The organism is Pseudomonas sp. WC2 (assembly GCF_050586545.1).
Taxonomy (GTDB): Bacteria; Pseudomonadota; Gammaproteobacteria; order Pseudomonadales; family Pseudomonadaceae; genus Aquipseudomonas.
On the sequence record NZ_JBOBDR010000011.1, the window covers coordinates 22,407 to 46,030 of the forward strand.

Below are 23,624 nucleotides of genomic sequence, written 5' to 3' on the forward strand. Positions count from 1 at the left end.
AGAAATGTTGGAGCGAGCCTGCTCGCGAAAGCGGTGTATCAGCGAAGAAATTCTTTTCTGACACACCGCTTTCGCGAGCAGGCTCGCTCTCACATCAGATCTAAAGCCAGAAAACCCGACGGGGTTAACCGTCGGGTCCGGGTCAGAACATTATTGCGCTTTTTGCGCCTGCTGCGCTTTCCACGCCTTGAACTCAGCCCATTCGGCGCGACGCTCAGCCTGTTTCTTCTGGATCTCGTCGAATTTCTTCTGTTGATCCGGCTTCAGCACCGCACGAACATCGGTCTCGGCTTTCTTGTGGTTGGCCGCCATCTCGTCCTTCATGGCCTTCTGGTCAGCCGGCGAGAGTTTTTCCAGGTACTTGTCGACCACTTGCTTACGCTCGTGCATCTGCTCGCCCATGATCTTGCGGATCTGCTCGCGCTGTTCGCGGGACAGGTCGAGTTGGCTGTACGGGCCTTTACCGTGCATGCCGTGCATCTGACCGCCGTGGCGTGGGCCGTCGAGCGGGCCACCCATCGGGCCGCCGTCTTGCGGCATTGCCATGGCGACGGTTGGCAGAGCGGCAGCGAACATCAGAGCGATAAGAGTCTTGCGCATGGTGTATCTCCTTGTCTCGTTCCCGGTACGTTCCGGATGAGTTCAGATTACGGAGATCAAGGTCAGCGGCGGTCAGCGCTACGTAAAGCTTGGGTAAAGACGTTCGAGCGCTGACCTGACACTTTCTACAGGCTGTAGTAGTAACCCCGGCTGCGCAGGGCGACGATGCGTGGGCGGCCGTCGGGATGCGGGCCGATCTTTTTGCGCAGGTTGCTGACGTGCATGTCGAGGCTGCGGTCGTACAGGGTCAGCTTGCGACCGAGGGCGAGCTGCGCCAGTTCCTGTTTGTCCAGCGGTTCGCCAGGTTGCTTGAGCAAAGCTTCGAGCAAGCGGCTTTCGGAGACAGTGAGGGTCAGTTCCTTCTCGTCGATGCTGACCACGCCGCGCACCGGGCTGAAGCTCAGGTCGCCCAGTTCAAGCTGCGTCGACACCGCTGCCGGATGACTGCGGCGCAACACAGCGCGCAGGCGGGCGGTGAGTTCACGCGGGTCGCACGGTTTGGCCAGATAATCGTCGGCGCCCAGTTCGAGGCCGAGGATTCGGTCCAGCGGCTCGCCACGGGCCGAGAGCATCAGCACCGGCAGATCAGCGTGATCGTTGCGCAGTTGCTTGAGCAGCTCCAGACCGCTGCCGTCGGGCAGCATCACGTCGAGCACCACCGCCGCCGGGGCGGTTTCGGCCAGCGCTTTGCGGGCGCTCTGGCCATCGTGGCAGGCACGCACCTGGAAGCCTTCCTGGCTCAACCAGCTACTCAGGAGTTCACACAACTCCTGGTCATCATCAATCAATAACAGCTCGCTCATGACTCACTCAATTTAGCCATTGCCGACGTTTTCGGCTTGCTCCACTGGCAAAGATACCGCAGAGCAGCGCCAATAGCGCTACCCCGGCTCCCGTGACGAACCACTGCTGCTGGTCGGTCAACAGACGCGGCAGCGGGCTGGCCTGGGCTTCCTTGAGTTGCAGCTTGAGGCGCTGGTTCTCTTGGCGCAGCCGGGCGAGCTGGGCGCTTTCGCGGGTGTTGTCGGCATTTTGCAGTTGTTTGTTCAATTCTTCCCGTTGCTGCTCGCTGGCCTTGAGGCGCTGCTGCAGTTCGGTGATCTGGCTGCCGGCACTCAACGATAAGGGTGTAGAGGTTCCGCTTTCGGTGGATTCCTCACCGTGGGCGGGCGCCATTATCGACAACGTGACCAACATCAGACACAACGGACCCTTGCGCATCGCGACACCTGCTTCCAAATGGATATTGGGCAGGTTGTCGGCAGGCAAACGAGAATAATGAGCGATTGAGAACGCGATGAACCGACAAGGTTCATCGCGTGGAGACAGAGTTACGGCAGGACTTGCTTGAACGGCTTGACGATCACGTTGGCGTAGACGCCGGCGGCCATGTACGGATCGGCGTCAGCCCAGGCCTGTGCGGCGCTCAGCGAGTCGAACTCGGCGACGATCAGGCTGCCGGTGAAACCCGCTGCGCCCGGATCATTGCTGTCGACCGCCGGGTGTGGACCGGCCAATACGATGCGGCCTTCGCCCTTGAGCGCTTGCAGGCGTTCGAGATGCGCAGGGCGCGCGGCCAGGCGTGCTTCCAGCGAGTTGGCGACGTCGGTGGCAATGATGGCGTAGAGCATGTCAGTCCTCGGTTTTTGGTGTTGTTGTGGTATCGGCATCGTGCAAATGGCGCGACAGGTAAATGCCCTGTGCGACCAGGAACACCAGGGTCATGCCCAGGCTGCCGAACACCTTGAAGTCCACCCAGTAGCTCTGGAAGGTGAAGGCGACGAACAGGTTGGCGGCGCCGCAAAACAGGAAAAAGGCGATCCAGGCGATGTTCAGGCGCGTCCAGACCGGATCCGGCAGGGTCAGCGCGTGGCCCATGATGCGTTTGATCAGCAGGCGGTCACCGATGAAGTGGCTGCCGATGAACGCAACGGCGAACAGCCAGTTTACCACCGGGGCTTTCCATTTCAGGAAGGTCTCGCTGTGGAACGCCAAGGTCAGGCTACCGAATACCAAACAGGCGATCAGGGTCAGCCATTGGCTCTTTTCCAGCTTGCGCTGCTTGATGAACAACGCGCCGTACACCACCAGCGAACTGATGATCAGCATCGCCGTGGCGCTGTAAATACCGCCTACAGTCACTTCATGGCCAGCGATATCGACGACCCGTGGATCAAGTTTGTAAACGATGAAAAACAGCAGAAGCGGAATGAAATCGATGAATTGTTTCACAGTGAGAGCCAGAAGCTGGATGTGGCGGCATAATAACAAACATATGGGCGCGCGATAGCGCCAGCTGATTTGAGGTTACAACTCCCCGTGAATGTTGATTTGCACTGCCATAGCACGGCCTCCGATGGCGCCCTGGCGCCTGCGGTTCTGGTTGCGCGTGCGTTCGAAAACGGCGTGCGAGTCCTGGCGTTGACTGACCACGACACCCTTGAAGGCCTCGCCGAAGCACGCGCGGCCGCCAACGAGTTGGGCATGCAACTGGTCAACGGCGTCGAGTTGTCCTGCACCTGGGGCGGCGCGACCATTCATGTGCTGGGCTACGGTTTCGACGTCAACGCCGCGCCGTTGGTCGAGGCCATCGCCAAATTGCACGATGGCCGTTGGCTGCGGTCGGAAGAAATAAGCCGCAAGCTCGCCCTCAAAGGCATGCCCGGGGCCCTCGACGGCGCCCGGCAGGTTCAGCAGGAGCTGGGCGACAGCGGCAACGCCCCGGCCCGTCCGCACTTCGCTGACTGGATGGTGCGTGAAGGTTTCGTCAAGGATCGCGCCGAGGCATTCCGCAAGTGGCTCGGTGCCGGCAAGCTGGGCGACGTCAAGCTGCACTGGCCGACGCTGGAAGACACCGTCGGCACACTGCGCGCTGCCGGGGCCTGGGTCAGCCTGGCGCATCCGTGGCATTACGATTTCACTCGCAGCAAGCGCCGAAAGCTGATTGCCGACTATATTCAAGCAGGCGGGCATGCAATCGAGGTGGTCAATGGCCATCAGCCTGCGGAACAGGTGGGCAGCCTGGCAATCCTTGCCCGTGAGTTCGGTCTGCTGGTCAGCGCCGGCAGTGACTTCCATGGCCCTGGCGGCTGGTCCGAGATCGGCCAGTACCGGCCGGTTCCCGAGGACCTTCCACCCCTGTGGTGTCGGTTCAAACATGACACAGCTATTGCCGCCGTCTGAACAGGTAGAGAATGTGAGTCAATTTTTCCAGATTCATCCGGAAAACCCGCAAGCGCGCCTGATAAAACAGGCGGTCGAGATCATCCGCAAGGGCGGGGTGGTGGTGTATCCCACGGACTCCTCCTATGCGATCGGCTGCCAGATTGGCGACAAGACTGCTATCGAACGCGTGCGCCGCCTGCGTCAGCTCGATGAGAAGCACAACTTTGCGCTGATCTGCAGCGACCTGTCGCAGTTGGGCAACTACGCCAAGATCGACACCGGCACCTTCCGTATTCTCAAGGCGCACCTGCCGGGCCCGTACACCTTTATTCTCAATGCGACCCGTGAAGTGCCGCGTCTTCTGTTGCATCCGAAGAAACGCACCATTGGTCTGCGCGTGCCCAGCCATCCGATTGCGCTGGCGCTGCTGGCTGAACTGGGCGAGCCGCTGATGAGCGTGACCCTGATCATGCCCGGCGATGAAGACCCGCTCAGCGATCCGTACGAAATGCGTCAATTGCTTGAACACCAGGTGGACCTGATCGTCGACGGCGGCTTCGGCGGCATCAAAGCTTCTACAGTGATCGACCTGACCGGCGACGACCCGGAAGTGGTCCGCGTCGGTTGCGGCGACCCGACGCCGTTCATGGTCGAGGCCTGAATGTCCGCAGTGGAAACCGTGGTCGATCCTCAGGCCGACGCTCAGCAGGAACTGCCGTTTGCCATGGTTTATGGCCAAGCGGTCATGGAAATGCCGCTCGACCTGTACATCCCGCCGGATGCGCTGGAAGTCTTCCTTGAAGCCTTTGAAGGCCCGCTCGACCTGCTGCTGTACCTGATCCGCAAACAGAACATCAACATCCTCGACATCCCTGTGGCGGAAATCACCCGCCAGTACATGGGCTATGTCGAGTTGATGCAGTCGGTGCGCCTGGAACTCGCCGCCGAGTATCTGGTGATGGCCGCGATGCTCGCCGAGATCAAATCGCGGATGCTCCTGCCCCGCGCTGAAACTATCGAAGACGAAGAAGACGACCCGCGCGCCGAACTGATCCGCCGCTTGCAGGAGTACGAGCGCTTCAAGGCTGCCGCTGAAGGCATCGACGGCTTGAGCCGGGTGGGCCGCGACGTCATCGTGCCGAAGCTCGACGCCCCGGAAGCCCGCGCGCGCAAGCTGCTGCCGGACGTGGCGCTGGAAGAGATTTTGATGTGCATGGCCGAAGTGCTGCGCCGTGGCGACATGTTTGAAAGCCACCAGGTCAGCCGCGAGGCGTTGTCTACCCGCGAGCGCATGAGCGATGTGCTGGAGCGGCTCAAGGGCGGCGGGTTTGTGCCGTTCGTCGAGCTGTTCACCGCCGAAGAAGGGCGACTGGGTGTGGTGGTGACCTTTATGGCGATCCTTGAACTGGTCAAGGAATCCTTGGTCGAGCTGGTGCAGAATGAGCCGTTCGCCGCGATCCACGTGCGAGCCCGAGCCGAATAACGAGTCGAAACATGAACCTGACTGAACCCCGCGAGCTGGCGCCCCTGCTTGAAGCCTTTCTGTTGGCCTCGGGAAAGCCGCAATCCCTTGATCGCCTGTTTGAACTGTTTGAAGAAGGCGAACGGCCAGAGCCCGCGGTCTTCAAGAAAGCCCTGACCCTGTTGGGCAAGTCCTGCGAGGGCCGCGCCTTCGAGCTCAAGGAAGTCTCGTCCGGTTATCGCTTGCAGATCCGCGAGAAATTTTCGCCGTGGGTTGGCCGCCTCTGGGAAGAACGCCCGCAGCGCTATTCCCGTGCGTTGCTGGAAACCATCGCGCTGATTGCCTATCGCCAGCCGATCACCCGTGGCGAGATCGAAGACGTGCGCGGTGTGGCGGTGAACAGCAATATCGTCAAAACCTTGCTGGAGCGTGAGTGGATCCGAGTCGTCGGCTACCGCGACGTGCCGGGCAAACCGGCGATGTTTGCCACCACCAAGATGTTTCTCGATCACTTCAACCTGAAGAACCTCGAAGACCTGCCGCCATTGGCCGAGCTGCGCGAGATGGAAACCGATCCGGTGCTCGATTTCGACGACGCGCCAGTGCCGCAGAGTCTGCAGGAACTGGCCGACGCCAGCGCCGAGCCCGAGGAGGAGAAGGAAGAAACCAGTTTCCATACTTTGCTGCTGGAACTGGACAGCATGGAGGAGGGGATCAAGACCGACTTCGACGATTTGCTGCGGGACGCAGCGGATGGTGAGGCGCCGATGACCGAGCCGGAAACCGAAGTCGCCGCGCCAGCAATTGCAGTTGAACTTGAAGCCGAGGCAGAAGCCGAAACCGAAGAGGACATCCTCGGTGTTGCCGCAGCCCGGGAAAAACTTCTGGCCGCCGTCGCTGCCCTTGAGCAACCGGCGCCAGCGCCCGAACCGGCGCTGAGTGAAGAAGAAGCCGAAGCCCGCGCGCTGGCCGAAGCCATCGAAGCCGAACGCCGGGAACTCGAAGACTGATTACGAACAGCTGTGGGAGCGAGCCTGCTCGCGAATGCGGTGTGTCAGACAACGATGATGTCGACTGACAGGGCCCTTTCGCGAGCAGGCTCGCTCCCACAGGAAAAGGTGCATATTCGGAGTGAGTGATGAGTTCCACCAAAGACCCGTGCATCAGCGTCTGCAAATTCACCGACGACATCTGCATCGGCTGCGGCCGCAGCAAGCGCGAAATCAAAGCCTGGAAGAAACTCGACAAGGACGACAAACGCACCGTGCTCGCCGAAGCCGCACTGCGGCTGATCAAACTCGGTGGCGCCGGTCGGCGGAAAAAGAAATAACTGTCGATCGATCAGCTAGTCTCTGATGCGCGATGGCGCACATCCGCGTATGATTCGCGACCCTTCGCCGATCCCTTCGGCCTAGAACCCAGATTTCAATGCGTCAAGCGTCCAATTCAGGGCGCTTGAACAGACCACACCGGGAGGTGCCCAGATGAGCGACATCATTCAGAAAGACGACCAGGAAATCGGCCCAGCAGGCGAAAAGCTGCAGAAAGTCCTCGCCCGTATCGGCGTCGGCTCGCGCCGTGACGTGGAATCCTGGATCAGCCAGGGCCGGATCAAGGTCAATGGCAAAGACGCCACCCTCGGTCTGCGCGTCGACATGCACGACGCCATCACCATTGATGGCAAGGTGATCAAGCGTGAAGAGGCGGCCGAATCGGTACGCCGCGTGATCATGTACAACAAACCCGATGGCGAGATCTGCACCCGTGACGACCCGGAAGGCCGTCCGACCGTGTTCGACAAGCTGCCGCGTCCGAAAGAAGGCCGCTGGATCAACATCGGTCGTCTCGACATCAACACCACCGGTTTGCTGATGTTCACCACCGACGGTGAGCTGGCCAACCGCCTGATGCACCCGTCCTACGAGATGGACCGTGAATACGCCGTGCGCGTACGCGGTGAAGTCGATGACGAGATGATCGAGCGTTTGAAGGCTGGCGTGGTGCTGGAAGACGGCCCGGCCAAGTTCACCGACATCAAACAGGCGCCGGGTGGCGAAGGCTTCAACCACTGGTATCACTGCGTGGTGATGGAAGGCCGTAACCGTGAGGTTCGTCGTCTGTGGGAATCCCAAGGTCTGGTGGTCAGCCGTCTGAAGCGCGTGCGTTTCGGTCCGGTGTTCCTCAACTCCGACCTGCCGATGGGCCGCTGGCGCGAAATGAGCCAGTACGAAGTCGACATCCTCAGTGCTGAAGTCGGCCTGACGCCGGTTGCCATGCCGCAGCTGAACGCCAAGAGCAAAGACAAGCTTGAGCGCATGCAGCGCAAATCGTCGCGTCCGATGGGCAAGACCGAGCGCGTACGCACCCTGCGTCCAGCCGCTGGCGCGCCGACTGGCCCACGTCCTAGCCGTGAGCCGCAGATCGAGGGCGAGCGTCCAGGTCGCAAACCCGTTGCCCGTGACGGCGAGCGCGCTCCGCGTCCGGCCAACGGTCGCACCGAACGTGGCGAGCGTGGTGCGCCTGCCGGTCGCGGTACGCCAGTGGCGGATCGTCCAGCGGACACCACCAACAAGCGCCCAGCCAAGCCTGCGCCGAAGCGTCCGGGAATCAAGCTGGTTGAGGGCGACAAGCCATCGGGCAAGCGCCGCGGTGCACCGGCCGGTTCCGGTCAGCGTCCGGGGTTCGGTCGCAAGAAGCCGGAATAAGGCAGCTGTGAGCTTCTAGCGGTAAGCTGCAAGCTCAAGCAAAAACGCCAACCTTAGGGTTGGCGTTTTTTTTCGTCTGGCGCACACCGATCATTCCCACGCGGAGCGTGGGAATGATCAGGTGTCGGCCCTAAAACACAAAGCGGCCATCAAACACCGGCTTGTCATCCAGCGCCAGAACGCCGCCGGAGAAGATCAGGTCCAGGTGATGACTGCCCTTGGCCCCACCGCCCAGCCCCAGATGCAACCCACAATGCCGCTCCTCAAACCCGGCATTGCGCGCGTACAGATCCTTTACGCCTTCGTTGGTGCCAATTCCCAACTCCTCAATCCGCCGATTCGACGGGTTGGCGTCCAGGTACTTGTTGAAATCATGCTCCAGCCCCGGTACGTCCGTGGCGATGCGGCTGATGGTCGAGTTCTCGATCCACAGCTCCAGCGGCGACTCCAGCACGCCGTACTTGCGCGCAAACGGAATGGTGCTGAGGAACGTGCCCTTGAACTTCACGTGGCCATTGATGGCTTCACTGTGGGTGGCGATCTCGCCGGGGGCCAGGTCGAAATTGCCGACACCGTTGATGTCGGTCCACTTCTTGATGCTGCTCAGCGGTGCTTCGAACCATGAGCCTTCGTCGTCCTTGAAACTCAGCGTGGTCGCTTGAGACATGCGCTGGATCAAGTGGCTGTTGAGCCCGGCAATCCGCTGCGGCGTGACGCTGAAAGTGTCGTAGAAATACTCGCCGTAATCCTTGAACAGGAGCGACTTCTTCCAGTTTTCCGCCATCACGCCTTGCAGCGCACGGACGAACTCCGGGCCGTCAGGGCGCGGGTTGGGCAGGGTGGAAGAGTCGTAGAAGAAAATGTAAAGATCGCTGTCGGTAATTGCCGAGGTCAGCGTTGCGGTGCTGTCGAGGTCCAGACGTCGGGCGCTGAACGTGAAGCGTGGATGATCACCGGCCTGTTCGGCAATGGCGCCGGTCAGCGCTTCGTAATCAGCCGTGTGGCCGAGCAATACCTTCGCCGAGTCGAGGCCAGCAAGGGCAGGGTGATGTTCGAGGTAGTAAAGGAAATGCGAGATCGCGCGGGGCTTATCCATGAATCCTCCCTGACTGACCGTGGAAAAAGCGGCAGGCACGACCGGCCGGATCGTGCCTGCCCGGGATGTGTTACAGAGGCCACATTGCCGTGCCGAACGGAACGACCGCATCGGCTTGCATCATTTCCACGGCGGCGTCGTGGGTCGGGGCTTCAAACCATTCGTCCAGTTGCAGTTCGCTGTCCAAGTCTTTTTCCAATGCTTGCATGGTCGATCTCCTAGATGACTTTTCACGGTTATGACTCGTCGGTCGAGGTGGCCGGCGGGACGTGAAAAACCTAGTTCAGGGTGTTTTGTAATGCAAAAAATTATTCATTTAATTTTTAAATAGACTTTTTATTCTGTTTTTCCTCGGTGCTTTTCTTATTTGAAAACAAAAAACTAAACGGCGAGGTTTATTAGCAAGCTGGGTATCGTCAATTTGCAGGCGTCCTACAGAAATGTCTGAAATGGAAATTCTGCGTTACGCCTTGTAAAGGAATGTTTACGAAAAGCTCGGTAAAACCCAGTAAACCGAGCTCGGGGGAAACGCTGTAAGGAAAAGCTGCCGAAGCCTTGCCGTCCGGGCGCCGCGCGAGGCTCTGGCGCGCTTGTTTCGAAGCCGTATGAAGGGTGTGATGCGCCCCATGCCTGCCGTGCAGGTGCATAACAAGAAGGAGGCGCAATGAACGCCGTGACTGATTTCCACTTCTCTCCGTGGGACGGTTTTTTCCTCGTCCGCGTCGATGGCCTGCAAAGGCCTGACTCAATTTTTGCAGCCGCCCGAACCTCTCGTGGCGGACACACGCAATCCCGGCAACCGACACGCTGATCCAGCGGGGTCTGGCAGCAGGGGGTTAGCGGTGTACAATGCGCCGCGTTTTAACTGTGACCCTCTGCGTAATCGCGCAAATCTCAAGGCTATCCGCCTTGTTCACTCCGTGGCGCCACAAGCGTTTCGGGTTCGATTTCGTCACAGATAAAAACAAACAGGTGACGCATGACCGTTGTAAATAAGCTGAACTCCTGGTGCCTGCGCTGGGGTTTGATCGGGGCTGCTTGAAATCGCAACCTGGCAGCAACGTCTACTGAACATCATCAAACCTTGCGTGAGACCTTTTTCATGAGTGGACAACCCTCGCAATCAGGCGAGCTGAAACGCGGCCTGAAAAATCGCCATATTCAACTGATCGCCCTCGGTGGCGCGATCGGTACCGGATTGTTCCTCGGCTCGGCCGGAGTACTGAAATCCGCCGGCCCGTCGATGATCCTCGGCTACGCCATCTGCGGCTTCATCGCCTTCATGATCATGCGCCAGCTGGGTGAAATGATCGTCGAAGAGCCGGTGGCCGGTTCCTTCAGCCATTTCGCGCATAAGTATTGGGGCGGCTTTGCCGGCTTCCTGTCGGGCTGGAACTGCTGGATTCTGTACATTCTGGTGGGCATGTCCGAGCTGACCGCGGTCGGTAAATACATTCACTACTGGGCGCCGGACATTCCGACCTGGGTTTCCGCTGCTGCGTTCTTCGTGCTGATCAATGCGATCAACCTGGCCAACGTCAAAGTCTTCGGTGAGGCCGAATTCTGGTTCGCGATCATCAAAGTCGTGGCGATCGTCGGCATGATTGCCCTCGGCAGCTATCTGCTGGTCAGCGGCAACGGCGGCCCGCAAGCGTCGGTGAGCAACCTGTGGTCCCACGGTGGTTTCTTCCCCAACGGCGTCAGCGGTCTGGTGATGGCCATGGCGATCATCATGTTCTCCTTCGGCGGTCTGGAAATGCTCGGTTTCACCGCGGCTGAAGCCGACAAGCCGAAAACCGTGATCCCGAAAGCGATCAATCAGGTGATCTACCGGATCCTGATTTTCTACATCGGTGCACTGGTGATCCTGCTGTCGCTGACCCCATGGGACAGCCTGCTGGAAACCCTCAACGCGTCTGGCGATTCCTACAGCGGCAGCCCGTTCGTGCAAGTGTTCTCGATGCTCGGCAGCAACACCGCCGCGCACATCCTCAACTTCGTGGTCCTGACCGCGGCGCTGTCGGTGTACAACAGCGGCACTTACTGCAACAGCCGCATGCTGCTCGGTATGGCCGAGCAGGGTGATGCACCGAAAGGTCTGGCGAAGATCGACAAGCGCGGCGTGCCGGTGCGTTCGATTCTGGCTTCAGCGGCGGTGACCGTGATTGCGGTGTTGCTCAATTACCTGATCCCGCACAGCGCGCTGGAACTGCTGATGTCGCTGGTGGTTGCCACACTGGTGATCAACTGGGCGATGATCAGTTTCTCGCACTTCAAGTTCCGCCAGCACATGAACAAGACTCAGCAGACGCCGCTGTTCAAGGCGCTGTGGTACCCGTACGGCAACTATGTCTGCCTGGCGTTCGTGGTGTTCATCCTCGGCGTGATGCTGTTGATCCCGGGGATTCAGATCTCGGTGTACGCGATTCCGGTGTGGGTCGTGTTCATGTGGGTCTGCTACGTGATCAAGAACAAGCGCAGTGCGCAAACTGCATTGCCTGCGACCGCGAAGTAACCGCTCAAGCAGAAACAACAAACCCGGCCAAGTGCCGGGTTTGTTGTTTATGGGCGCAATGGAAGGATGGCGAATCCTGTGGGAGCGAGCTTGCTCGCGAAGAGGATATTGAATCCAGCATCAGCGTTGCCTGACACCACGCCTTCGCCAGCAAGCTCGATCCCACAGGGTGTTGTGCCGAATCCAGAATGATTTTCGCGGTATCCTGCACACTCTGAATACGGACGCTTTTCCATGCTGGTGATTTCCAACAATGTGCATCTGCCGGATGCCGAGATCGAATTGACCGCCATCCGCGCGCAAGGCGCCGGGGGGCAGAACGTCAACAAGGTCTCCAGCGCCATGCACCTGCGCTTCGATATTCCGGCCTCGTCCTTGCCTGAATTTTACAAGGAGCGGCTGCTGGCGCTGCGCGACAGTCGTATCACCAGCGACGGCGTGTTGATCCTCAAGGCCCAGCAATACCGCACGCAGGAAGCCAACCGCGCCGATGCGCTGGAGCGCCTGGTCGAGCTGATCCTGAGCGCCACCAAAGTTGAAAAGAAACGCCGCCCGACCAAGCCGACCCTTGGTTCAAAGAAGCGTCGGCTCGAATCGAAAACCAAGCGCGGCAGCATCAAGGCCGGGCGTGGCAAGGTGGATTTCTAGTCTTCGCGATACTTGGCGGTGTGCTTGTACAGATAGACGCTTAGCGCCAAACCGCTCAACGCGGCGAGAGCGGCGAAGAGGAAGATCGAAGCAAATCCGAATCCCGCCGCAATCGCCCCGGCCAATGGCCCGGTGATCCCCAGCGACAAATCGATGAACAGCGAGTAAGCGCCGACAGCCGCGCCGCGACTGGACGCTGGCACCAGATTCACCGCCTCCACGCCCAGCGCCGGGAACACCAGCGAGAAGCCGAAACCACTCAACGCCGCCCCGGCCAGCGCCCAGTGCGCGTCCGGCGCCAGCCACAACAACAGCAGGCCGAGGGTTTCTACCGACAGGCAGGCAATCGCCACGCGGAAACCGCCGAGACGGTTGATCAGATTGCCGAACAGCAACCGCGCACCGATGAAGCTGGCGCCGAACAGGCTCAGACACAGCACCGCGTTTTCCCAATGCTGAGTCGCGTAATACAGAGTAATGAAGGTGGCAATGGTGCCGAAGCCGATCGAGCCCAACGCCAGGCCGCAACCGTGGGGGAACACTTTGCCGAGCACATGCATGAACGGCAGGCGTTCACCGGCGACAATCGGTGCAGGGGTTTTCGGCCACGCCAGCGCCAAACCGAGCATCGCCAGCAAGATGATGCTGACGCCCATGCTCCACAAACCCAACTCGCCCACCAGCCACACGCCGAACGGTGCGCCGATCGCCAGTGCGCCGTAACTGGCGATGCCGTTCCAGGAAATCACCTTGGCGGTGTTGGCCGCGCCGACGCGACCAATGCCCCAGCCAATCGATCCGGAACCGACCAGACTTTCGGCGCTGCCCAGCACCAGTCGGCCAATCAACAGACTGATCAAACTGAGCATCGGCATGCTCGGGGTCCACGCCGAAATCAGCATGAACACACCGCTCAAGCCGCAACCGGCCAGACCAATCATCACCGCGCGTTTGCTGCCCTGGTTGTCGATGATCTTGCCGGCGTAGGGGCGGCTGAGCAGGGTGGCGAGGTATTGCACGCTGATCACCAGACCGGCGATCACCGCGCCAAAGCCCAGGTCGCTGTGCACGTAACCGGGCAGCACCGCCAGCGGGATGCCGATGTTCAGATAACCGATAAAGGTGAAGAGGACGATGGAAACGACTTGCAGCGTGACCGCCAGGGGGCGCTGGGGCTCGGACATAGAGGACGACATGGGTAACGATCCACGGGAACGGCAGATTAGATAGGCTGCTTATGATACCGGCGCGGAGCAATCTGGGGCGGGAAAAGTAAAACTATTTGCCCGGTGGCCGTTTCAGGACTTGGCCGGGGCAACCAGTTGCGTGGTGACCAGTGCGGCGAGGGCGTTTTCTTCAGTGCCGAAACGGGCGAGCAGGGCGGCTTGTTTCTCGGGAGAGAGGCGGCTCCAGATCTCGATCATCTTCTCGGTAGCACCGATCAGGACGGCAGCTTGGCTTTCGGAGAATTCGTCGGTCATGGCAGGGTCGGGTTCAGGCAGTGTGGAAAGCGCATGTTAGCGCTTTCCACACGGTCTGTACGACGGGTCTTACTCTTCGCTGTCGGCCGGGCGGCTCTCAACGGCTTCTTTCGGCTCGGGCTGTTGGGCGCCGGCTTGTTGCGTGGTCGTCTGCTCAGGTACGTGCAGGCTTGGGAAGGGGAGATTAGGAATCTCGTGCATGGTTGCGCTCCTCGCTAAGTCTGTTGATAGATCTGGTAGATCCGCGCTTTTACAAAGCCTGCGCAGGATACAGCAGGAAAAATGACAATCAGACTTTTAATTCAAAATAATGCGACAGATGGCCGCAGGGGGGCGCAAAAACGGTGGTGATTGATCGTTCCCACGCTCTGCGTGGGAATGCCTCAATGGACGCTCTGCGTCCGCTGTTGGGACGCGGAGCGTCCCGGGCTGCATTCCCACGCGGAGCGTGGGAACGATCAACCGCAGAAACAAATGTGGGAGCGAGCAGGCTCGCTCCCACTTGGTTTTGTATTGCTGTAGCTATTTGCAGACGCTGGCGATCGCTTCGGCCAGCAGCGCCAGTCGCGTGGCGTCGATCCCGGCAACGTTCGCCCGGCCTGAGCTGACCATGTACACGCTGTGATGCTCGCGCAGTTGTTTTACTTGCTCCGGCGACAGGCCGGTGTAAGAGAACATGCCGCGCTGCACGCCAATGTGCGCAAAGCGCTCGCGCAAGCCGTGTGGCTCCAGCGCTTCGACCAGGCCGCTGCGCAGTTGCGCAATCCGCAGGCGCATGGCTTCCACTTCATCGGCCCAGCGCGCTTTCAGCTCCGGGTCGGCGAGGATGGTCGCGACCACCGCAGCGCCGTGATCCGGTGGCGTCGACCACAAATTACGGGCGATGTTGGCCAGTTGGCTGCGGATGTCGATGAGCTTGTCAGCGGTGTTCGCGCAGACGATCAGCGCACCGGTGCGGTCGCGGTACAGGCCGAAGTTCTTCGAGCAGGAACTGGTGATCAGCAGCTCGGGAATCTCGGTTGCGAACAGTCGAGTCGACCACGCATCCTGTTCCAGACCATCGCCAAAACCCTGATAGGCGAAGTCGATCAGCGGCAGCAGATTGCGACTGCGCACCACGTCAAGCACGCGCCGCCAGTCGTCATGGTTCAAGTCGAAACCGGTCGGGTTGTGGCAGCACGCGTGCAGCAGCACCACATCACCTTTCGGCACTTCGTTGAGCACGGCGAGCATGGCCTCGACGTCGAGGCGGTTGTCGCTGCCCACGTACGGGTAGTGGCTGACCTTGACCCCGGCCGCGGCGAAAATCGTTTCGTGGATCGGCCAGGTCGGGTTGCTCAACCACACGCCTTTGCCCGGCAGGCACTGGGCGATGAAGTCAGCCGCCAGACGCAGGGCGCCGGTGCCGCCCGGCGTTTGAGTCGCGCCGGCACGTTGTTCGGCGATCAGCTTGGAGTCAGCGCCGAGCACCAACTCGTTGATGACTTTGCCGAACAGCGGGTTGCCGTGGCCACCGATGTAGGTCTTGGTGTCCTGGCTGTCGACCAGTCGCGCTTCGGCGATTTTCACCGCTTCGGGGATCGGCGTCAGGCCTTGGGCATCCTTGTAGACGCCAACGCCCAAGTCGAATTTGCGCGGGTTGGTGTCCTGCGCATACGCCTCCATCAAGCCGAGGATCGGGTCGCCGGGGACCCGGCCGATGGCGTCGAAGTGCATTACTTGCGTCCTTCTGCAGTCTTGGCCACTTCGTCAGTGCGCGCGGCCATGATGAAGTCGTTGCGGTGCAGGCCTTTGATCGAGTGGCTCCACCAGGTGACGGTGACTTTGCCCCACTCGGTCAGCAGGCCCGGGTGGTGACCTTCGGCCTCGGAGATCTCGCCGACAGCGTTGGTGAACGCCAGTGCGTGCTTGAAGTTCTTGAACAGGAAAACTTTCTCCAGCTGCATGATGCTGTCGCGAACTTCGATGTTCCAGTCAGGGATCTGCTTGATCAGGACCGGCAGTTCTTCGTCGCTGACTTGTGGCGCATCGGCGCGGCAGGCTTCGCAGTGGGCTTGGTTCAAAGTGGACATGGTCTGTTCCTGAATTCGATTCTTGTTGGAAATTACTATCTTTGCGCGCAAGTCGCGAGCGGGTTCTGCTCAGGCCGCTTTCGGCTTTGGCGGAAATTTCGGTGCGTGCAGACCCAGCTGCATGCCTTGTCGAACCATGGCCATGATGTCTTCATGGGCGACGTCGAACAGACGCTTGAGGTTCGGCAGGACAAAGTACAGCGGTTGCAGGATGTCGATGCGGTACGGCGTGCGCATCGCTTCGAGCGGATCGAAGGCTTGATGCTCGGGCTCGTCCGACAGCGAATAAACGGTTTCTTTTGGCGAAGACAGAATGCCGCCGCCGTAGATGCGTTTGCCTTGCGGGGTTTCGACCAGGCCGAACTCGATGGTCATCCAGTACAGACGCGCCAGATACACGCGCTCTTCCTTGGTCGCTTGCAGACCGAGTTTGCCGTAGGTGTGGGTGAATTCGGCGAAATACGGGTTGGTCAGCAGCGGGCAGTGACCAAAGATCTCGTGGAAAATGTCGGGTTCTTGCAGGTAGTCGAGTTCTTCGCGGGTGCGGATAAACGTCGCGACGGGAAACTGCTTGCTGGCGAGCAATTCAAAGAAGGTCTGGAAGGGAATCAGCGCCGGCACGCGGGCCACCTCCCAACCGGTCGTCTCGCGGAGTACCTTGTTGATCTCGCCGAGTTGCGGGATGCGGTCGTGGGGCAGACCGAGTTTCTCGATACCGTCCAGGTACTCCTGGCAGGCACGCCCTTCGATCACTTTCAACTGGCGAGTGATCAGCGTGTTCCACACCGCGTGTTCTTCGGCGGGGTAGTCGATAAAACCTTGCGCATCGGGCTCGCGGGCCACGTATTGCGTCTGCTTCATACTGCTCTCCTGCTAGGGGAATTCGTTTTTGTTATGTCCAGCGATGGACTCAGAATTACCCGAGAGTGGGGTGATGTGCAGTACGTTTGGCAGGACTCTCGTAGGAAATTTCCCTGCATTTCGTAAAATAATCGTTACGGTTTTGCCGATATCGCGCATTTGCGGCGATTCGCAGGTTTGAAAAGTTCAGCTACTGTCACGTAATCTTGACAATAATCTGTGCGCCTCGACAGAAAAGTCATGGTGCTATCCCTTGTGGGAGCGAACCTGCTCGCGAATGCGATCTGTCTGATACATCAAGGTTGGATGTGCGGACGTCTTCGCGAGCAGGCTCGCTCCCACAGGGTGTCGTGTTCAACTTTCATTTTTGCCGGGCCTCTTTCTATGCGCATCAAAGTCCATTGCCAGAACCGCATCGGCATCCTGCGCGACATCCTCAACCTGCTCGTGGAATACGGGATCAACGTCGCGCGGGGCGAAGTCGGTGGCGAGCATGGCAACGCGATTTACCTGCATTGCCCGAACCTGATCAACATTCAGTTCCAGGCACTGCGACCGAAGTTCGAGGCGATCGCCGGCGTGTTCGGCGTCAAGCGGGTAGGGCTGATGCCGAGCGAGCGGCGGCACATGGAGTTGAACGCGCTGCTCGGCGCGCTGGAATTTCCGGTGTTGTCGATCGACATGGGCGGCTCGATCGTTGCCGCCAACCGCGCGGCGGCGCAATTGCTCGGTGTGCGGGTCGATGAAGTGCCAGGTATTCCGCTGTCGCGCTACGCCGAAGACTTCGACTTGCCGGAACTGGTGCGTGCGAATAAATCACGCATCAACGGCATGCGGGTCAAGGTCAAAGGCGACATCTTTCTCGCCGACATCGCGCCGCTGCAATCGGAGCACGACGACAGCGAAGCCATGGCCGGCGCCGTGCTGACTTTGCATCGCGCCGACCGCGTCGGTGAGCGCATCTACAATGTGCGCAAACAGGAATTACGCGGCTTCGACAGCATCTTCCAGAGCTCGAAAGTCATGGCCGCTGTTGTCCGTGAAGCACGCAGAATGGCACCGCTCGATGCGCCGCTATTGATAGAAGGCGAAACCGGCACCGGCAAGGAATTGCTCGCGCGCGCCTGCCACCTCGCCAGCCCGCGTGGGCAATCGCCGTTGATGGCGCTCAACTGCGCCGGTTTGCCCGAGTCGATGGCCGAAACCGAACTGTTCGGCTACGGCCCGGGTGCCTTTGAAGGCGCACGCGCCGAGGGCAAGCTTGGCCTGCTGGAATTGACCGCTGGCGGCACGCTGTTCCTCGATGGCGTCGGTGAAATGAGCCCGCGCTTGCAGGTCAAATTACTGCGCTTTCTGCAGGACGGTTGCTTCCGCCGGGTCGGCAGTGATGAAGAGGTCTATCTGGATGTGCGAGTGATTTGCGCCACTCAGGTCGACTTGTCCGAGTTGTGCGCTCGCGGCGAGTTTCGCCAGGATTTGTATCATCGCTTGAACGTGCTCTCGCTGCACATTCCGCCGCTGCGCGAATGCCTCGACGGTTTGACCCCGCTGGTCGAGCACTTCCTCGATCAGGCCAGTCGGCAGATCGGTTGTTCGCTGCCAAAACTGGCGCCGGCGGCGATGGATCGGCTCAGTCATTACCACTGGCCGGGCAACGTGCGGCAACTGGAGAACGTGCTGTTCCAGGCGGTTTCGCTGTGCGATGGCGGCACGGTGAAGGCGGAGCATATTCGTTTGCCGGATTACGGCGTGCGTCAGCCGCTTGGCGATTTCTCGCTGGAGGGCGGCCTGGACGAAATCGTCGGGCGCTTCGAGAAAGCGGTGCTGGAGCGCTTGTATTCCGAGCATCCGAGCAGTCGGCAGTTGGGTAAGCGGCTTGGGGTTTCGCACACGACGATTGCCAATAAGCTGCGCGAGTATGAGGTCGGTAAAGAGCCGGGCAGCACGTGATCGTTTCCACGCTCCGCGTGGGAATGCAGGCCCGGACGCTCCGCGTCCCAAAGCGGACGCAGAGCGTCCATTGAGGCATTCCCACGCGGAGCGTGGGAACGATCATTACGATCATTCGCCGGGATTGCCGCCAAGCGGCATAACACCGCCGGTTTTTCGACTTCGATACATTTCAGATTCCCCCGCAAAATCCCCCAAGTCCTTTGTTTACCGGGCCGCGCGCCGCCAGAAAAAAGTTGGTCTGCAAATTGCTTATGGCTCAGCAGTACAGCGGTGGGCGGCAAACGTCCGGCATGCAGAGGAAAGAGTGTGGACAAGTACCTTTATGTGGCAATGACCGGCGCCAGCCAGAACGCACTGGCGCAAAAGGCCCATGCCAACAACCTGGCGAACATCTCCACCAACGGTTTTCAGCGCGACCTGGAGCAGGCGCGTTCGATGCCGGTGTTCGGTGACGTGTTTCCGGCGCGTGCGTTTGCCATGAGCGAACGGCCTGCCACCGACTTCACCCCAGGCTCGCTGGTGCAGACCGGTCGTGACCTCGACGTCGCCGTGACCGGCAACGGCTATATCGCCGTGCAGAACCCTAGCGGCGGTGAAAGCTATGTGCGCACCGGCAGCCTCAACATCGACGCCCTCGGCGTGCTGCGTGCCGGCAACGGCATGGCCGTGATGGGCAATGGCGGGCCGATTGCCGTGCCGCCAGAGCAACAGGTCGAAGTCGGCGAAGACGGCACCATCAGTATTCGTGCGATGGGCGAAGGCCCGCGCGTCATGGCGGAAGTCGACCGGATCAAACTGGTCAACCCGGACATCAAGAACATGAACAAGGGCCTCGACGGCTCGATTTACACCAAGGACGGCCAGCCTGCGCAGGCCGATGCCAACGTCAAACTGGTGTCGGGTTTTCTTGAGTCGAGCAACGTCAATGCCGTGGAAGAAATGACCTCGGTGCTGGCCTTGGCCAAGCAGTTCGAATTGCACGTCAAGATGATGAACACCGCCAAAGACGACGACCAGGCCATGGCTCGGGTCTTGCAGATCAGCTAATTATCAGAACGTCGCGCCGTAAAACAGGCGCACGAGGAGAATCGAATGCTTCCGGCTCTATGGGTTGCCAAAACCGGTCTGTCCGCCCAGGACACTAACCTGACCACCATTTCCAACAACCTGGCGAACGTGTCGACCACGGGTTTCAAACGTGACCGCGCCGAGTTCCAGGACCTGCTGTATCAGATCAAGCGGCAGCCTGGCGCTCAGTCGACTCAGGACAGCGAACTGCCGTCGGGTCTGCAACTGGGTACCGGTGTGCGCATCGTCGGCACGCAGAAAAACTTCACCGCCGGCAGCCTGCAAACCACCGAGCAGCCGCTGGACATGGCCATCGACGGTCGCGGTTTCTTCCAGATCCTGCAGCCGGACGGCACCACGTCCTACACCCGTGACGGTACCTTCCACCTCGACTCCAATGGCCAGATCGTCAACGCCAGCGGTTTCGCGCTGGAGCCGGCCATCGTTATCCCGAACAACGCGCAGAGCTTCACCGTCGGCACCGACGGCACCGTGTCCATCACCGTGCCGGGCAACCCTGCCGCGCAGGTGATCGGCAACCTGCAAACCGCCGACTTCATCAACCCGGCCGGTCTGCAAGCAGTGGGCAACAACCTGTTCCTGGAAACCGCTGCTTCCGGCGCGCCGCAAATCGGTACACCGGGCCTGAACGGTTTCGGCACCACGCTGCAGAACACCCTGGAAGGTTCCAACGTCAGCACCGTTGAAGAGATGGTCAACATGATCACCACTCAGCGCGCTTACGAGATGAACTCCAAGGTGATCTCCACCGCCGACCAGATGCTCTCGTTCGTAACGCAGAATCTGTAATCAAGTCTATGTGGCAGCCATGAGGCTGCCTGCAACACCGTGAGGTAGGGTCATGAAACGCTTTGTATCTGTTCTGGCATTGGGTGGGGTCGTCTCGCTCGCGGGCTGCGTCGCACCGACGCCCAAGCCTAATGACCCTTACTACGCTCCGGTGTTGCCGCGCACGCCGTTGCCGTCGGCGGCCAACAATGGCTCGATCTATCAGGCCGGTTTCGAACAGAACCTGTACAGCGACCGCAAGGCGTTCCGGGTCGGTGACATCATCACCATCACCCTGAACGAGCGCACCCAGGCAAGCAAGAACGCCAACTCGCAAATGGACAAGAACAGCGATAACAAGATCGGCCTGACGTCGTTGTTCGGTTCCAGTCTGACGACGAACAACCCGATCGGCAGCAACGACCTGAGCCTGAACGCCGGCTACAGCGCCGACCGTTCGACCAAGGGCGACGCCAAGTCGGGGCAGAGCAACAGCCTGACCGGTTCGATCACCGTGACCGTCGCTGACGTGCTGCCCAACGGCATCATCGCCGTGCGCGGCGAGAAGTGGCTAACGCTGAACACCGGTGACGAACTGGTTCGCATCGCCGGCCTGGTGCGCGCCGATGACATCGCCACGGACAACACCGTGTCGTCGACCCGGGTCGCCGATGCACGCATCACCTACTCGGGTACCGGCGCGTTTGCCGATACGAGTCAGCCAGGCTGGTTCGACCGTTTCTTCCTCAGCCCGCTGTTCCCTTTCTAGGTGGCTACGTTGAACTTCAAGAGCCTCATGCTCGCTGCGGCGATGATGTCCGCAGCGTTTGGTGCCCACGCCGAGCGGCTGAAAGACATCGCCAGCATCTCCGGCGTGCGTTCCAACCAGTTGATCGGTTACGGCCTGGTGGTCGGGCTTAATGGCACCGGTGACCAGACGACGCAAACCCCGTTCACCCTGCAGACCTTCAACAACATGCTGTCGCAGTTCGGCATCAAAGTGCCGCCGGGCTCGGGCAACGTGCAGTTGAAGAACGTTGCAGCGGTGTCGATCAGTGCCGACTTGCCGGCGTTTGCCAAACCGGGTCAGCAGGTCGACATCACTGTGTCCTCGATCGGTAACTCCAAGAGCCTGCGCGGCGGCACACTGTTGCTGACCCCGCTCAAGGGTATCGACGGCAACGTCTACGCCATCGCTCAGGGCAACCTGGTGGTCGGCGGTTTTGATGCCGAAGGTCGCGACGGCTCGAAGATCACCGTCAACGTTCCGTCGGCCGGTCGCATCCCCGGCGGTGCGTCGGTAGAGCGTTCGGTGCCGAGCGGTTTCAACCAGGGCAACAGCCTGACGCTGAACCTCAACCGCTCCGACTTCACCACCGCCAAGCGCATCGTCGACAAGATCAACGACATGCTCGGCCCTGGCGTCGCCCAAGCCATCGACGGCGGCTCGATCCGTGTCACCGCGCCGCTCGATCCGAGCCAGCGCGTCGACTATCTGTCGATCCTCGAAAACCTTGAAGTCGACCCGGGTCAGGCAGTGGCGAAAGTCATCATCAACTCGCGTACCGGCACCATCGTCATCGGCCAGAACGTCAAGGTTTCGCCGGCCGCCGTGACCCACGGCAGCCTGACGGTGACCATCACCGAAGACCCGATTGTCAGCCAGCCAGGCCCGTTGTCCAACGGCCAGACGGCTGTCGTGCCACGCTCGCGCGTCAACGCCGAGCAGGAAGCCAAACCGATGTTCAAATTCGGCCCGGGCACCACCCTCGACGAGATCGTGCGTGCGGTGAACCAGGTCGGCGCGGCGCCGGGTGACTTGATGGCGATCCTTGAAGCACTGAAGCAGGCCGGCGCATTGCAAGCCGACCTGATCGTGATCTGAGGACGGCAGACATGGATATGCGCAAAGGCAGTCTGGTCGACACGGCGGATTCGGGTTCGTATTCCGACCTCAATCGTCTGAATCAGCTCAAGGTCGGCGACAAGAACAGTGATGCGAACATGCGCAAGGTTGCGCAGGAATTCGAATCGCTGTTCATCGGAGAAATGCTCAAGTCGATGCGCTCGGCCACCGAGACGCTCGGTCAGGACAACCCGCTCAACACACCGGCCGCCAAGCAGTACCAGGAAATGGCTGACCAGCAGATGGCCGTTTCGATGTCCCGCGAGGGCGGTGGTATCGGCCTGGCTGACGTGCTGTTGCGCCAGATGCAGAAGAACAAACCGATGGCGCCGGGTGAGGCGGCTGCCGCCTCCGCCGCCAAGCAGGAAGAAGCCCGGGCGAAAGTCGCTGCCGTGGCCACGCCGATTGCTGCAGGCACCACCGCGATCAATGGCCCGTTGTCACGAGTCAATGGCGAGCGTCCGCTGTGGGCGTCGCGTTCGGGTCGTGTGTCGAACAGCGCCGACGTTTCCCACAGCAATGACATGGCGATGATCAACAAGCGGCGCTTGGCACTGCCGCCGAAACTGGCTGATCGTCTGCTCGCCGGTCTCGTGCCGTCGGCCACGACAAACGCGACGCCTGCCGCGAATACCGTGTTGCCGCGCGCCACGACTGCCGTCGCGACGGGCTCTGGTCCGCTGTACAACGGTGATTGGCTGGCCCGCGCCGAGAACGAAAAAGCCTCCGGCGGGCAGATGCAGGTTTACGGCCGCGCCATGGCACAAATTCCGCTGGCGCCGGCGAAGAAAGCCTTCAGCTCTGCCGACGAATTCGTCAACACCATGCTGCCGATGGCCAAGGAAGCTGCCGACCGTATCGGCGTCGATCCGCGTTATCTGGTCGCCCAAGCGGCACTGGAAACCGGCTGGGGCAAATCGGTCATGCGCGCCCAGGATGGCAGCAGCAGTCACAACCTGTTCGGCATCAAGGCGAGCAGCAATTGGAAGGGCGATTCGGCCCGGGCGATCACCAGCGAATTCCGCGACGGGCAGATGGTCAAGGAGACGGCCGAGTTCCGTTCCTACGCCTCCTACAAGGACAGTTTCCACGATCTGGTGACTTTGCTGCAGAGCAATAATCGCTATCAAGATGTGCTGAAGTCTGCCGATAACCCAGAACAGTTTGTACGCGAATTGCAAAAGGCCGGTTACGCCACCGACCCGAACTACGCGACAAAGATTTCGCAGATAGCCAAGCAGATGAACAGTTTCCAAAACTACGCTGCGGCGGGTGTATCCACCACGCCTTTATAAGGCACAAG

Annotated in this window: 27 protein-coding genes; 14 read left to right on the top strand and 13 right to left on the bottom strand. The window is 60.3% G+C overall.

Annotated elements, in window-relative coordinates:
- Positions 1-150 precede the first annotated feature (150 nt).
- The 5 genes from ACQ4OE_RS14925 to ACQ4OE_RS14945 form a co-directional block, all read right to left on the bottom strand.
- Positions 151-600: a Spy/CpxP family protein refolding chaperone gene (locus tag ACQ4OE_RS14925; RefSeq protein ID WP_016987938.1), complete on the bottom strand. Its 450-nt coding sequence runs from the start codon at positions 598-600 to the stop codon at positions 151-153.
- Positions 601-725: 125 nt separating this feature from the next.
- Positions 726-1,403: a response regulator transcription factor gene (locus tag ACQ4OE_RS14930; RefSeq protein ID WP_016771129.1), complete on the bottom strand. Its 678-nt coding sequence runs from the start codon at positions 1,401-1,403 to the stop codon at positions 726-728.
- Positions 1,404-1,410: 7 nt separating this feature from the next.
- Entirely contained in the window at positions 1,411-1,821 is a 411-nt protein-coding gene (locus ACQ4OE_RS14935; RefSeq protein ID WP_430947174.1) for a translation initiation factor 2, read from the bottom strand.
- Between the two features lie 110 nt (positions 1,822-1,931).
- Positions 1,932-2,231 carry a YciI family protein gene (locus ACQ4OE_RS14940; RefSeq protein ID WP_329516037.1) on the bottom strand — a complete coding sequence of 100 codons (300 nt, stop codon included), beginning with the start codon at positions 2,229-2,231 and terminating at the stop codon, positions 1,932-1,934.
- Position 2,232: 1 nt separating this feature from the next.
- Positions 2,233-2,832: a septation protein A gene (locus ACQ4OE_RS14945; RefSeq protein ID WP_007919675.1), complete on the bottom strand. Its 600-nt coding sequence runs from the start codon at positions 2,830-2,832 to the stop codon at positions 2,233-2,235.
- Between the two features lie 87 nt (positions 2,833-2,919).
- Between ACQ4OE_RS14945 and ACQ4OE_RS14950 the strand changes: the two genes are divergently transcribed.
- From ACQ4OE_RS14950 to rluB, 6 genes are all read left to right on the top strand, one after another.
- Positions 2,920-3,783 carry a PHP domain-containing protein gene (locus tag ACQ4OE_RS14950; protein ID WP_430947080.1) on the top strand — a complete coding sequence of 288 codons (864 nt, stop codon included), beginning with the start codon at positions 2,920-2,922 and terminating at the stop codon, positions 3,781-3,783.
- Between the two features lie 13 nt (positions 3,784-3,796).
- On the top strand, positions 3,797-4,426 hold the full coding sequence (locus ACQ4OE_RS14955; RefSeq protein WP_038363745.1) for an L-threonylcarbamoyladenylate synthase: 630 nt from the start codon (positions 3,797-3,799) through the stop codon (positions 4,424-4,426).
- A 123-nt stretch (positions 4,427-4,549) separates the two neighbouring features.
- Positions 4,550-5,248 carry a segregation and condensation protein A gene (locus ACQ4OE_RS14960; protein WP_205933105.1) on the top strand — a complete coding sequence of 233 codons (699 nt, stop codon included), beginning with the start codon at positions 4,550-4,552 and terminating at the stop codon, positions 5,246-5,248.
- Between the two features lie 11 nt (positions 5,249-5,259).
- Complete coding sequence (scpB, locus tag ACQ4OE_RS14965) at positions 5,260-6,237, top strand: SMC-Scp complex subunit ScpB (RefSeq protein WP_430947081.1); 978 nt, start codon at positions 5,260-5,262, stop codon at positions 6,235-6,237.
- A gap of 128 nt (positions 6,238-6,365) precedes the next feature.
- Positions 6,366-6,557, top strand: coding sequence for a DUF1289 domain-containing protein (locus ACQ4OE_RS14970; protein ID WP_122593320.1), 192 nt, complete (start codon positions 6,366-6,368; stop codon positions 6,555-6,557).
- Between the two features lie 154 nt (positions 6,558-6,711).
- Complete coding sequence (gene rluB, locus ACQ4OE_RS14975) at positions 6,712-7,932, top strand: 23S rRNA pseudouridine(2605) synthase RluB (RefSeq protein WP_122593322.1); 1,221 nt, start codon at positions 6,712-6,714, stop codon at positions 7,930-7,932.
- A gap of 130 nt (positions 7,933-8,062) precedes the next feature.
- Here rluB and ACQ4OE_RS14980 read toward each other — a convergent pair whose 3' ends face one another.
- Together ACQ4OE_RS14980 and ACQ4OE_RS14985 are read right to left on the bottom strand one after the other, a co-directional pair.
- Positions 8,063-9,028, bottom strand: a complete 966-nt coding sequence (locus ACQ4OE_RS14980; protein WP_430947082.1) for a leucyl aminopeptidase — start codon at positions 9,026-9,028, stop codon at positions 8,063-8,065.
- Positions 9,029-9,098: 70 nt separating this feature from the next.
- Positions 9,099-9,236, bottom strand: a complete 138-nt coding sequence (locus ACQ4OE_RS14985) for a hypothetical protein (protein ID WP_430947083.1) — start codon at positions 9,234-9,236, stop codon at positions 9,099-9,101.
- Between the two features lie 894 nt (positions 9,237-10,130).
- Here ACQ4OE_RS14985 and ACQ4OE_RS14990 point away from each other — a divergent pair.
- Complete coding sequence (locus ACQ4OE_RS14990; protein WP_430947084.1) at positions 10,131-11,543, top strand: amino acid permease; 1,413 nt, start codon at positions 10,131-10,133, stop codon at positions 11,541-11,543.
- A 234-nt stretch (positions 11,544-11,777) separates the two neighbouring features.
- The gene (gene arfB / locus ACQ4OE_RS14995; protein WP_422609194.1) at positions 11,778-12,191 is read left to right on the top strand and encodes an alternative ribosome rescue aminoacyl-tRNA hydrolase ArfB; all 414 of its coding nucleotides are present in this window, start codon (positions 11,778-11,780) and stop codon (positions 12,189-12,191) included.
- Here arfB and ACQ4OE_RS15000 read toward each other — a convergent pair.
- The 6 genes from ACQ4OE_RS15000 to phhA form a co-directional block, all read right to left on the bottom strand.
- Positions 12,188-13,375 carry an MFS transporter gene (locus tag ACQ4OE_RS15000; RefSeq protein WP_430947175.1) on the bottom strand — a complete coding sequence of 396 codons (1,188 nt, stop codon included), beginning with the start codon at positions 13,373-13,375 and terminating at the stop codon, positions 12,188-12,190. The two genes, arfB and ACQ4OE_RS15000, sit on opposite strands and share 4 nt — an antisense overlap.
- Before the next feature lie 114 nt (positions 13,376-13,489).
- Positions 13,490-13,672, bottom strand: a complete 183-nt coding sequence (locus ACQ4OE_RS15005; protein WP_122593329.1) for a hypothetical protein — start codon at positions 13,670-13,672, stop codon at positions 13,490-13,492.
- Between the two features lie 69 nt (positions 13,673-13,741).
- Positions 13,742-13,873, bottom strand: a complete 132-nt coding sequence (locus ACQ4OE_RS15010) for a hypothetical protein (protein ID WP_003222792.1) — start codon at positions 13,871-13,873, stop codon at positions 13,742-13,744.
- A 321-nt stretch (positions 13,874-14,194) separates the two neighbouring features.
- Positions 14,195-15,388, bottom strand: a complete 1,194-nt coding sequence (locus ACQ4OE_RS15015) for an amino acid aminotransferase (protein WP_430947085.1) — start codon at positions 15,386-15,388, stop codon at positions 14,195-14,197.
- Positions 15,388-15,744 carry a 4a-hydroxytetrahydrobiopterin dehydratase gene (locus ACQ4OE_RS15020; RefSeq protein ID WP_122593333.1) on the bottom strand — a complete coding sequence of 119 codons (357 nt, stop codon included), beginning with the start codon at positions 15,742-15,744 and terminating at the stop codon, positions 15,388-15,390. Before ACQ4OE_RS15020 ends, ACQ4OE_RS15015 begins: the two co-directional genes overlap by 1 nt.
- A 69-nt stretch (positions 15,745-15,813) precedes the next feature.
- Positions 15,814-16,605, bottom strand: a complete 792-nt coding sequence (gene phhA, locus ACQ4OE_RS15025) for a phenylalanine 4-monooxygenase (RefSeq protein WP_430947086.1) — start codon at positions 16,603-16,605, stop codon at positions 15,814-15,816.
- Positions 16,606-16,989: 384 nt separating this feature from the next.
- On the opposite strand from phhA, the gene ACQ4OE_RS15030 reads away from it, so the two are divergent.
- From ACQ4OE_RS15030 to flgJ, 6 genes are all read left to right on the top strand, one after another.
- The gene (locus tag ACQ4OE_RS15030) at positions 16,990-18,555 is read left to right on the top strand and encodes a sigma-54-dependent transcriptional regulator (protein WP_430947087.1); all 1,566 of its coding nucleotides are present in this window, start codon (positions 16,990-16,992) and stop codon (positions 18,553-18,555) included.
- 309 nt (positions 18,556-18,864) lie between these two features.
- Positions 18,865-19,605 carry a flagellar basal body rod protein FlgF gene (locus tag ACQ4OE_RS15035; protein ID WP_122593337.1) on the top strand — a complete coding sequence of 247 codons (741 nt, stop codon included), beginning with the start codon at positions 18,865-18,867 and terminating at the stop codon, positions 19,603-19,605.
- Between the two features lie 45 nt (positions 19,606-19,650).
- On the top strand, positions 19,651-20,436 hold the full coding sequence (gene flgG / locus ACQ4OE_RS15040) for a flagellar basal-body rod protein FlgG (RefSeq protein WP_003222804.1): 786 nt from the start codon (positions 19,651-19,653) through the stop codon (positions 20,434-20,436).
- Between the two features lie 52 nt (positions 20,437-20,488).
- Complete coding sequence (gene flgH, locus ACQ4OE_RS15045) at positions 20,489-21,184, top strand: flagellar basal body L-ring protein FlgH (protein ID WP_122593339.1); 696 nt, start codon at positions 20,489-20,491, stop codon at positions 21,182-21,184.
- A gap of 27 nt (positions 21,185-21,211) precedes the next feature.
- A complete protein-coding gene (locus ACQ4OE_RS15050; RefSeq protein ID WP_163005196.1) occupies positions 21,212-22,300 on the top strand; it encodes a flagellar basal body P-ring protein FlgI in 1,089 nt (362 codons plus the stop codon).
- 11 nt (positions 22,301-22,311) lie between these two features.
- A complete protein-coding gene (gene flgJ / locus ACQ4OE_RS15055) occupies positions 22,312-23,616 on the top strand; it encodes a flagellar assembly peptidoglycan hydrolase FlgJ (protein ID WP_430947088.1) in 1,305 nt (434 codons plus the stop codon).
- Positions 23,617-23,624 lie beyond the last annotated feature (8 nt).